At 67.6% G+C, this 10,578-nt stretch carries 7 protein-coding genes and 5 pseudogenes; 5 read left to right on the top strand and 7 right to left on the bottom strand.

Annotated elements, in window-relative coordinates:
• Positions 1–245 precede the first annotated feature (245 nt).
• The 4 genes and pseudogenes from ACZ66Z_RS36480 to ACZ66Z_RS36465 form a co-directional block, all read right to left on the bottom strand.
• A pseudogene (locus tag ACZ66Z_RS36480) lies at positions 246–888 on the bottom strand (transposase); the annotation flags it as partial.
• 512 nt (positions 889–1,400) lie between these two features.
• Positions 1,401–2,855, bottom strand: a complete 1,455-nt coding sequence (gene zwf / locus ACZ66Z_RS36475; protein WP_469940273.1) for a glucose-6-phosphate dehydrogenase — start codon at positions 2,853–2,855, stop codon at positions 1,401–1,403.
• 6 nt (positions 2,856–2,861) lie between these two features.
• The gene (locus ACZ66Z_RS36470) at positions 2,862–3,323 is read right to left on the bottom strand and encodes a hypothetical protein (protein WP_469940272.1); all 462 of its coding nucleotides are present in this window, start codon (positions 3,321–3,323) and stop codon (positions 2,862–2,864) included.
• On the bottom strand, positions 3,293–3,751 hold the full coding sequence (locus ACZ66Z_RS36465; protein WP_469940271.1) for an NAD(P)-binding domain-containing protein: 459 nt from the start codon (positions 3,749–3,751) through the stop codon (positions 3,293–3,295). Before ACZ66Z_RS36465 ends, ACZ66Z_RS36470 begins: the two co-directional genes overlap by 31 nt.
• 205 nt (positions 3,752–3,956) lie before the next feature.
• Between ACZ66Z_RS36465 and ACZ66Z_RS36460 the strand changes: the two are divergent.
• Positions 3,957–4,477, top strand: a pseudogene (locus ACZ66Z_RS36460) (transposase family protein); the annotation flags it as partial.
• Between the two features lie 211 nt (positions 4,478–4,688).
• Here the strand turns inward: ACZ66Z_RS36460 and ACZ66Z_RS36455 are convergent.
• A pseudogene (locus tag ACZ66Z_RS36455) lies at positions 4,689–5,525 on the bottom strand (IS630 family transposase); the annotation flags it as partial.
• A gap of 892 nt (positions 5,526–6,417) precedes the next feature.
• On the opposite strand from ACZ66Z_RS36455, the gene ACZ66Z_RS36450 reads away from it, so the two are divergent.
• From ACZ66Z_RS36450 to ACZ66Z_RS36435, 4 genes are all read left to right on the top strand, one after another.
• On the top strand, positions 6,418–7,473 hold the full coding sequence (locus ACZ66Z_RS36450; protein ID WP_469940270.1) for a PI-PLC domain-containing protein: 1,056 nt from the start codon (positions 6,418–6,420) through the stop codon (positions 7,471–7,473).
• A gap of 371 nt (positions 7,474–7,844) precedes the next feature.
• Entirely contained in the window at positions 7,845–8,102 is a 258-nt protein-coding gene (locus ACZ66Z_RS36445; RefSeq protein WP_469940269.1) for a hypothetical protein, read from the top strand.
• Between the two features lie 349 nt (positions 8,103–8,451).
• Positions 8,452–8,760, top strand: a complete 309-nt coding sequence (locus ACZ66Z_RS36440; RefSeq protein WP_469940267.1) for a toxin glutamine deamidase domain-containing protein — start codon at positions 8,452–8,454, stop codon at positions 8,758–8,760.
• Positions 8,761–8,953: 193 nt separating this feature from the next.
• Positions 8,954–9,310 carry an ankyrin repeat domain-containing protein gene (locus ACZ66Z_RS36435; RefSeq protein WP_469940266.1) on the top strand — a complete coding sequence of 119 codons (357 nt, stop codon included), beginning with the start codon at positions 8,954–8,956 and terminating at the stop codon, positions 9,308–9,310.
• Here ACZ66Z_RS36435 and ACZ66Z_RS36430 read toward each other — a convergent pair.
• Both ACZ66Z_RS36430 and ACZ66Z_RS36425 read right to left on the bottom strand, forming a co-directional pair.
• Positions 9,261–10,061: pseudogene (locus ACZ66Z_RS36430) on the bottom strand (IS5 family transposase). The gene ACZ66Z_RS36435 and the pseudogene ACZ66Z_RS36430 overlap by 50 nt on opposite strands.
• A gap of 280 nt (positions 10,062–10,341) precedes the next feature.
• Positions 10,342–10,578 (bottom strand): annotated as a pseudogene (locus ACZ66Z_RS36425) (aldo/keto reductase); the annotation flags it as partial.

Below are 10,578 nucleotides of genomic sequence, written 5' to 3'. Positions count from 1 at the left end.
CCGGTCCGGCAGCAACGGCTCGATGCGTGCCCACTGGGCGTCAGTCAACGACACACATCAACCAACGATCAGATGATCCGAAGGAAACGGCCTAGTACACCAGCGGGGCCTTCGCCGACACCTGCCGCAAGGCAGTGTCCGCCAGTCCATCGCCGCCACTCACACCTTGGACGGCGCAGCCCGATCTCCTGCGAGACAGCGTCCCTAACAACATCAGGTCATGCCTCTTGGCGTGATGGAGCTGATCATTCGGTGGTGCCGGGCAGGCAGGTGGTGTTGTCCGGATACAGGCTGCCCATGCTCTCGGTGGTGAGGTACCGGTGGGGGAAGGCGATCCACTCGTCGTGGAGTTCGACGAGGACGGCGGTGGCCAGACGGGTGAGGGCAGCGGTGTTCGGGAAGACCTAGACGACGTCGGAGCGTCGTTTGATCTCCCGGTTCAGACGTTCGAGCGGGTTGGTCGACCGGATCTTCTTCCCGTACTGGTCAGGGAAGGCCGCGAACGCGGTAGCGCTGCCAGCCGGATCCGAGGTGACACCGGTCGCGATGACCACGGCCTGGGAGACGATCGGTGGCCGACGCGGGTCTTGACGTAGGCGGCGCCGAGGAAGACGTAGGGAACCGACTGTGGTCCAGGGGCCGGACTCTGAAGGCGTGGAGCTGTTCGTACAGGCCGACGCAGATCCTGGAGACCTCCCTCATGGACATGCCGGTGTCCGAGCCGAGAGCGTGGACCAGGTCATCAACGGAGCGGGGGGAGACGCCATGGACATACGCCTCCATGACGACCGCGTAAAGAGCCTGGTCGATACGGCACCGGCGCTCCAGCGGGCCGGGGAAGGAGCCCCCGGCCCGCAGTTTCAGGATCCACAGTTCCAGGTCGCCAGCCTGGGGGACGGAGACGCCGACCACACGCCCGGGCGGACACCTCGGCACGCTGCACGGGATCCTCCCGCTCCGCGGACTCCCGAGCCTGCCGCTCCGCGGACTCCCGAGCCTGCCGCTCCGCGGACTCCCGAGCCTGCCGCTCCGCGGACTCCCGAGCCTGCCGCTCCTCCAGCGCTCGCCGGCTCGCTTCGAGGGCGCGCCGACACTCCTCCTGCTGACGTCGGCGTTCGTCCGCCTGGACGCAGATCCGCTCGCGCTGCGCCGCGAGGCGTCGGCGGTTCTCCTTGGGCTCACACAGGTCCGCCAGGCACCGGTCCCGCTGCACCACCGCTCCCGGCGCAGCCGGAAGCTCTCCTCACCACCGGAACGGCGGTGCAAGGAGCGCCTTGAAGGACCGGAGAGCAGCACGCGGCCCATGGCGGCACAGGGCAGAAAGTTCCCGGCTCAGGCAGGTGCGTGCGCTGCGGGCCGGCGTGCTCGGCCCCGCGCGTCGAGGCGGATCCGGTGAGGGTTCACCGGGGACGTGACAGGTGCCAGAAGTACGGGTCGGCGATGGCGGCTGTTCGATCGGGGCCCCAGCTTCCCGGGGCGTACGGTTCCACCGGCGGGGGCGCCTCCAGCAGCGGGGCTGCCACCTCCCACAGGCGTTCGATGCCGTCGGACCGGGTGAAGAGGGCCTGGTCGCCGAGCATGGCCTGGAGGAGCAGGTGCTCGTACGCCTCTAGGGCGTTCTCGGTGGTGAAAGACGTCCCATATTCGAAGACCATGGCGGCTTCCGCGAGCCGCAGGGCGGGGCCCGGCTCTTTGGCCAGGAAACGGGCCGTGATTGTTCCGGGGTCGGCGAAGTCGATGACCAGCTCATTGGCACGGCCGTCCGCCACGGCCTGTGCGTTCAGGGGGAACATGCGCAGCACGGGCTCGCGCAGGCCCAGGGTGACGACGTGGCGGCCTTGCGCAAGTGCCTTGCCAGACCGGAGGTGGAAGGGGACGCCAGCCCAGCGCCAGTTGTCGACCCAGGCGCGCAGCGCGACGAACGTCTCGGTGTCCGAGTCCGGGGCGACCCCAGGCTCGGTGCGGTACCCGGCGTACTGGCCGCGGACCACATGCTTGGGGTCCAGGGCCCGCATACTGCGGAACACCTTGATCTGCTCGTCGCGGAGGGCTTGGGCGTCCAAGGCGACCGGCGGCTCCATGGCGACGAACCCGAGCAGTTGGAACAGGTGGGTGACGACCATGTCGCGGAACGTCCCTGTCCCTTCGAAGAAGTGGGCGCGTCCCTGAATGTCGATGTGCTCGGGCACGTCGATCTGCACATGACTGATGTGTTCGCGGTTCCAGAGGGGTTCGAAGAGCCCGTTGGCGAACCGGAGGGCGAGGGTATTGTCGACCGCTTCCTTTCCGAGGAAGTGGTCGATGCGGAACACGCGGGACTCCTCAAAAACCGCGTGGATGGTCGCGTTGAGCGCGCGTGCCGACGCGAGGTCTGTGCCGAACGGCTTCTCGACGATCACGCGGCCGCCGCGGGCCAGGTCCGTGTCACCCAGCAGACCGATCATCGACGGGAAGGCCGCAGGCGGGACGGCCAGGTGGAAGAGCCGCTGCGGCGCTCCGCCGATTGCCTGCTCGGCTTCGCGTACCGCCCGGAGCAGCGGATCGGCGTCGTCCTGATCCGCAGCCCCGAAGGAGAGGCGGGCTTCGAACTCCTGCCAGGCACTACCTTCAGGCCGCGAGCGTCCGAAGTCCTCCACGGCCTGCCGCGCATGGGCGCGAAACGCCTCGTTGCTCAGCGCCTCGCCCGCCGGAGCGGTGCCGACCACACGGTACTGCCGGGGCAGCAGCCCCGCCTCCGCGAGGTGGAACAGACCGGGCAGCAGTTTGCGCCTGGCCAGGTCGCCCGTCGCACCGAACAGTACGACGATGTGGTCCGCGGGGCGGAGTTCGTGGGACGGGACGGTTCTTTCCACCATGGCGCCCTACTCGGCCGTGCCGGAACGCTTCTCGGCGTGCCCGCCGAATTCGCTGCGCATCGTAGATAGCACCTTTGCCGTCAACTCGTCCAGATCTCGCGATTCGTAGCGCTGGAACGAGGAAGCGCTGATGACCGGGACCGGCACGCTTTCCTTGATGGCTGCGAGGACGGTCCAGCGGCCCTCGCCGGAGTCGAACACGCGTCCCGAGAAGTCGTCGAGGCGCGGGGAGCGGGCCAGGGCATCGGCGGTGGGGTCGACCAGCCAGGAGCCGACCACCGATCCACGACGCCACAGTTCGGCGACCTCGGTGACGCCGGTGTCGTACTGGTAGGCCTCCGGGTCAGACAGCGGCGCAGCTTCGGCGTCCGCCGTACGGCTGCGCAGGCCGGCGTCCGCGTGTTCGATGATGCTGAGCCCCTCGGCGGTCGCGGCCATCATGCCGTACTCGACACCGTTATGGACCATCTGGACGAATCATGAGGTAGTAGCCCCGCTCGAGACCCCAGACCCTGCCGGAGGTTCCGCAGTCGACGTGGTGAAGGCCGCGTTCGGCCAGGGCGCGGGAGCGGGGTGATGTCGTCGCGGTAGGAGGAGTTTCCGCCGTCCATGACCGTGTCGTAAGGGTCCAGCAGTTCGACGAGTTCGTCGAGGATCGGCTGCACCACTGCCGCAGGGACCATCAGCCACATGGCTCGGGGACGCTCCAGCTGCCCCACGAGCTCCTTCAGGAAGAACGCCGGCGCTGCGCCCCCACCCTCCAGCACCTCCACGGCGGCACGACTGACGTCGTAGACGGTGCTCTGGTGGCCGTCCCGCACGAGCCGGCGCGCGAGGTCGGCCTCCATGCGGCCCAGCCCGACCATTCCGATCTGCATGGCCGTGTCCATTGTCATCGCCGTTCTCCGTTCCGCGGCTGTCGACGCACGTAGTCGGCCGCGGCCGACTACGCGGTACGCGCAGCCACTCCTCTCCACTGTGCGGGTTCGCGGCGGATCCGGCACGCGGAGCTGTGTCACTGAACCTCTTTCATCCCGTGCTGGAGGGAGAAATGGTCTGGTCAGCGGGTGTGGTGACGAGGCAGGCCCCCTCGTCGCCGGCGTGGCGATTCCACTCATCGCGCCGGCGACTGAAGGGGCCCTGAAGGTTTCCGTATCCTGCCGCGCTCGACGTCCCGCACGAGCTCGTCGGACATGTCGCCTGGTTGCTGTACGAGCACCGCCAAGCCGGCAATCCCCGCTGGCGCAAGCCCGACTGCTTCGACCAGGTACTTCTCACACTGGTGCACCTGCGGAGAACGAGACGCTCTTGCAGCTCGGAAAGGGTTTCGGGATGTCCCAGGCCACCGTCTGGCGGTACGTCGACAAGATCTTGGACGTCCTGGTCGGCTGGGCACCCGGCCACCACGAAGCCCTCACCGGACTCGGTGAAGGCGACCACGTCATCGTTGGCGGCACCCTGATCCCCACCGACCGGATCCGTGCGGGCGAACCGTACTACTCGATGAGACACCGCAAGCACGGCATGAACAGGCAGGTGTCATCACCCGACCCGACGGCACACCGCTCTGGTTCTCCCGCGCGACACCCGGTCGCACCCGCGACCTGACCGCGACCCGCGCCCAAAACCGTCGTCCAGGCCCGCCTCATCCGACGGAACAATGGCGACATCCTTGCTGGTCCGACACGGCGAGACCGCATGGAGGGTGACGGGGCCCCACCCCGCATCGGGCTCACCGACGTGACGTGGCGTTCCTCCGTCAAGGTGGGGCCCAGCCTGCGTTGATATGGCGTGCACAGGTGAGGCCCGGTGCCGGACGTGCTCCGGAGCAACGGCTGTTTTCGTCCAGATGAACGGCCTGGGGTGCTCGTTCCAGTCGGTGAGCCAGGCCCGGATGTCGCGCTCGAGTGCATGGACCGAGTGGTGGACGCCGCGCTTGAGCTTCTTCTGCGTGAGTTCGGCGAACCACCTCTCCACCAGGTTCAGCCAGGACGCGCTGGTCGGCGTGAAGCGCAGGTGGAACCGCGGATGGCCCAGCAGCCACTTCTTGATGTCGGGCGTCTTCTGCGTCGCGTAGTTGTCCAGGATCAAGTGGACGCCGAGGCCCTCGGGAACTTCCCTGTCGAGCTTGGCCAGGAACCTCTTGAACCCCGCTGCCCGGTGGCGGCGGTGGAGGGAGCCGATGACCTTGCCGGTGGCGACCTCGAGGGCGGCGAAGAGGGTCGTGGTGCCGGCCCGCCCGTAGTGGTGGCTGCGGCGTTCGGGAACGTTCGGCAGCACTGGCTGGGACCGGTTCAGGACCTGGATCTGCGACTTCTCGTCCACGCAGAGAACGAGTGCTTTCTCCGGCGGGTCGAGACAGAGGCCGACGATGTCACGGACCTTGTCGATGAACAACGGGTCGGTCGACAGCAGAGACGTCTGCGACCGGTGCGGCGCGAGCGCGAACGCCCGCCAGATCCGCGAGATGGTCGACTGCGACATGTCCGTGGCCGCGGCCATCGACCTGGTCGACCAGTGGGTGGCGTTCTTCGGGGTCTTCTCCAGCGCCTTGACGATCACCCGCTCGACATCGACGTCGGTGATCTTCCGATGAGCCTCCGGCTCAGGCCACGAGGCCAGGGCAGGGAGGACCGTGGCAAGGTGATCGTGAAGGCAGGTGACGGTCCCTTCGGCCTCCAGGAGGTGATGCGGCTCCTCCACGGCTGCATCACGAAGAAGCAGGTCGTGTTGGAGCAGGAATCGGTCTCTGCCCCCGAGCGGCACGAGGAACCGGACTCGTCTCACGTCTCGTCGCCCGCTACCTACCGGACCCTGGACGAATTCTGGGAGCAGGGATCGGCAGTCGCGCCTGGTCGACGATCAAGCGGGCGGCGGAGATGCAAAGGGGCCTGAAGAACACCTGCTTCCTGGAGGCCGTCGCCCGCGGGGACAATCCCGACCCCGCGTTCCGCACGTACGTTTCGATGACGTCGTCCTTGCCGATCAGCATCGACTTCCAGGCGAGTTCACATCTTGGGGAGCGGCAGCGGAGGGGTGAGCTCCGACATGCAGATCTCGGATCCGCGGTCGCCGGCATACGAGCCCTGCTCAGGGACCAGTTCAAGACGGAATTCCAGGCGATCGTCCGGAAGCCGTGACCGGCGGGCGGCGCGCTCTCAAGGCCGGGGCACGCTCGGCGTGGCCGGGCCGCCCCGTGTTTCGACGGATCCTGGTTGCCTCTTCAGGCACGTGGTCGTCCGGAGTCTTGTGCCCCGCCGACACAAGGCGATACACAATGCATGTGACTGACTGGTAGTTCAGTAGCGACAGGGCTGCTGCGCCGTGCGCGGGAGACGGGGCGGGCTGTCTCCGCGAGGTGTCAGCGGCGGCCTGAAGGTCTCCGTGCGACACCGAAGGCCGAAGTTTCACTTCGTATCGGTTGATAAGCATTAGACCGGTGCGAAAGGTCCTTCAGGGCGATACCCTTCCACGCATGTCAAGCATGGACATGCCAAACAGGCAGGCCGTTTCCGGCCCAGTGCTACGGTCCGGACCGCGTTCCGCCGGGAACGCGCCCGCGGTGAGGATTCGACGGTCTTTCTTCGTCCTCCTCCTTCTCCTGGGGCTTCTGGGGACGCCGGCCCTCGCGAGTGCCGCGCCGGAGCCCCCTCCCGTCCGCACCGGCGCCGTCGCGGCGGCCTTCGCCCAGGCCCGCGCCATCGCGAAGGACGCGGCCGTCACCCAGGCGCGGGCGCGCTGGGGGGAGAAGCGGCTCGATGAGGTGACTTTCCTCGCCACCCACAATGCGTTCGCCAATTACGAGGACGCCCGCTGGACCTCGGTGGCCCAGTCGGAGTCAATACGGCACCAGCTCGACAACGGGGTGCGCGGCCTGAGCCTGGACACCCACTGGTATCAGAAGAGCAGGTGGCTCTGCACCATCAGCTTCGGCAGCGACTGTTATCCGAGCGACGTCTACCTCTGCCATGGCGAGTGCAAGACCTTTGCCGGGGTCACGTACGCGCTGCCCCGGCAGTCGTTCCAGGGCAGCATGCAGACCGTGGTGGACTTCCTTGTCGCGAACCCCACCGAGGTCGTGAGCGTCTTCCTGGAGGACTACGTCAGCGCCCAACAGCTGGGCGACTCGCTCGGCCGGGTACGCGGTCTCGACCAGGTGCTCTTCCGTCCCGACGCGTGGGGCGTGCGTCAGCAGGGATGGCCCAGGATGACCGACCTCGTCGCCGCCGGGAAGCGCCTCCTGATCTTCAGCGACGAGGCCGATCGCGAGCACCTGGGCGTCATGTACGACAAGGCGTGGACCGTCAGCAACTTCTGGAGCCTGGGTGACCTCGGCAACGACGTCTCCTGCGTCACCCGCTGGGCCGACGTGCCGCTGGACCGCCAGGAGCCGGGCTTCCGGCGCCTGTTCGTCATGAGCCACCAGCGGAACGTGCCCACGCTCATCAACGCCGCCCTCGACAACGGGACCAAGCTGCGTGACCGCATCGATCAGCGATGCCGCCCGGCCGCCGGTGGACGGGATCCGAACTTCGTCTCCGTCGACTTCCACCGCGTCTCCGACCAGAGCGGCCACACCCCGGCCTCGATCGTCGCGGAGATCAACGCGCGCAACTGACCCCACCCGACCCGTCACACCCCACCCCTGACCGGCACGGAGGGGCCGCACCGTGCCGGTCAAGGCCCCACGGGACGGCCGGCTCCGGCACGGCAGAGCCGTCGGAGCGCGAACACCAACGCTGCGGCGCCGGGCGCGCGAGCGCACACGACCCACCAGGAAGCTCGACGCGGGGTGCTCGCCCCGGGGCCACCACAGGGCTGAAACAGAGGCCGCGAGCGTGCCGACGGCGCGGATGCGCCAACGGCGCCTGCCGACGCCACTGGCGGGCGGAATCGGAGCGCTGCTCGCCGGTGACGATCTCCGTTCTCGACCGCCTGGAGGGGCAGATCTGACGCCGGAACCTACGGACGCGCCTGAACCCGGAGAGCGTGCCCACCACCGACGGCCCGTTGCTGCTGCTGGAACAGATGGCCCACAACCTTGTCGACAACGCGGTGAGGTACAAGCTGATCGCAGAGACGCTCGACGTGCGGACCAACGCGACGGAGACGGGTGCGTTCTGCGGCAGCGGCCTCGGCCCGTTGATCGTCCGAGCTGCCGCCCAGGGACACCGGGGCGACGCCTCAGCCCTCCGCGCGAACGGAGACCTGGTTATCGCGGTCTCGTTGCCCGGCTCGTCCATCTGACCGTAGCCCCCGATGAGCGCCGAACCGGTGCCGTCCCGCCCGGCCGACTTCCCGAAAGGATGCCCCAGGCCCGACGCCGGACGACTTCTATGCCGTGATTGCTGCCCTGGTGACGGGCAGTCAGGGCAACGACGTTCCCTCCCACTTCCTGCGAACGTTGCCGACGGCGAGGGACGTCCCGCCCTCTCCTCATGACCGATGAAAGCGAGCTCCCGCCCGTGACCCAGCCCACGAACATGTAGGGCCTGAACGACAACTGCTATTACTGCGTGACGGCGATCCTTTCCGGCTGCACGGTCCACGAAATTCTCCTCCGCACCGAGCAGATGCAGTCCTCCGCACCGAGCAGATGCAGCAAGCCGGCGGCACGGGGCTCGGCCACTTCGTCGACCTGCTGCGCATGGCGGGGCTCAACGAGGCCTCCGTGCACTGCGCCGACGCGGACACCGTCAAGGAGCAGCTCGCGAACGCCCCGGCCGGCCGGTACGCGGTCCTCTTCGAGCGCGGTCATCGAGGAGGCCACGCGATGGTGGCGCTCGCCCACGGCCAGGGCAACCTGCAGTGGCATGACCCCCAGAACGGCTCCACCGACACCCACGCGATCTGGGGCGTCGATGGCCGCCACGGCAGCATGTTCCACATCTACGGCCCCAACTGAACCTCTTTCATCCTGTGCTGGAGGGTGAATGACTCCGCAAGGCTGATCTGCACTGGTACTCAGCCTTCAGGGAGCCGATCGTCATCCGGTCGGTGGCCACTCTGAAGAGGCTCAGTAAGAGGTCATCTCATTTGGCTGCCGGCAGTGGGGAATATTGCTGGTGAGAGCGTCTCGATCGCTGTTGAATGCCTCGATGAGCGACTACTGGACACCAGCCCATCACGCGGTCGAGCACGAGGATGCGGAAAGCCTGGCCCGCCTGCTCGCCCACGGCGCCGACCCCGATGAGGTCTTCAGCAACATGACGCTGCTGACGCACGCGATCGACACCGAGGGGGATGGCGCCCTGCAGAGCGGCCAGCCGTTGACGGTGCACACCACAGCCGTACTGCTGGCGTTCGGCGCGGATCCTGAACTCGCTGATCCAGACGGTCACACTCCCCTGGACCTGGCCACTTCCTACGATCATGACCTCGCCGTACAGCTGCTGCGAACCCACATCAGCAAGCGAGCCGGCGGTAGCAGACGAGGACGCAGGCGATGGTGGTGAAGGCAAGGAAGTGGTCCGCCTTGCGTTCGTAGCGTCGGTGGAGCCGGCGGCAACCGGCGAGCCAGGCCATGGTGCGTTCGATGGTCCAGCGATGGCGGCCCAGTCGCTGCGAGGACTCGACGCCCCTGCGGGCGATGCGGTGGGTGATACCTCGCTCGCGTAGCCACCGTCGCAGGTGGGAGTAGTCGTACCCCTTGTCGCCGTGAAGCTTGCCGGGCCTGCGCCGTCGAGGCCCGCGACGGGACCGGATCGGCGGTATGCCACTTGACCAGTGGGATCAGGGCCTGACTGTCATGCAGGTTTGCTGCCGAGATCCCGACGGAGATGGGCAGACCGGTTCGCTCGGTGATCAGATGGATCTTCGAGCCGTACTTGCCCCGGTCGACAGGATTCGGACCCGCCAGGTCCCCCTTTTCATCGCCCGCATGTTCACCGAATCGATCGCACAGCGGGACCAGTCCAGCTCGCCTCGCGAGCCGAGATCGTCGAGGACCAGGCGGTAGAGCTTGGCCCACACGCGGGCCTTCGTCCATTCCGAGAAACGCCGGTGGGCAGTCGCTCCCGACGGCCCGAACGACGCGGACGGCAACTGCTGCCAGGTGCAGCCCGAAGTGGCCACGAACACGATCGCGGCCAGCACCTCTCGGTCGCCATGCCGACGCCGACCACCGCCCTGAGGTCGCGATGGAGCCTCCGGCACCACTCGCTGGAACAGTTCCCACAACTCGTCCGGCACCAGCCGCTCAACAATCCCCACCACGAGCCCACAGCCTACCGATTCAACCAAATGAGATGACTTCTAAGCCGGAGCCGGGCTGGAAGGACGTGAAGGACGTAGGGATTGGGGAGCTGGCGTTGATTACCGACAGACTCGTGAGTGGAGGCGGCTTTGGTCGCGACCAGTGCGGGCTGGCGCTTTCGCGTGAGCGACTAGCTAAAGCCAGTGTCTGTATTCTCAGCGTCCCACGCCCCGTCGACCTACCGGTGAGTCGCGGGGCGCCTCAGACCTGCCCGCACACCGTCGGCGGCTGTCAGGGCAGCGGTTCGCCACGGGCTGCGAGCCAGAGGGCGTACCACTCCTCGTGTTCCAGCTCCGGTGGCCGTCCGACCGCTTGGCGGCACGCCCGGATCCGTCCGGGATCCGAGGTTCCGATCACCGGTGCAATACGGGCCGGGTGTCGCTGGAGCCACCACAGCAGCACCGTCTCGGGGGTGACCTGCTTGCGTTCGGCCAGCGTGGCGAGCAGTTCGGCGGCAGCCTGGTCCTG

It is taken from the genome of Streptomyces sp. NPDC107498, assembly GCF_055582805.1.
This window is presented reverse-complemented; position numbering and strand designations above follow the sequence as displayed.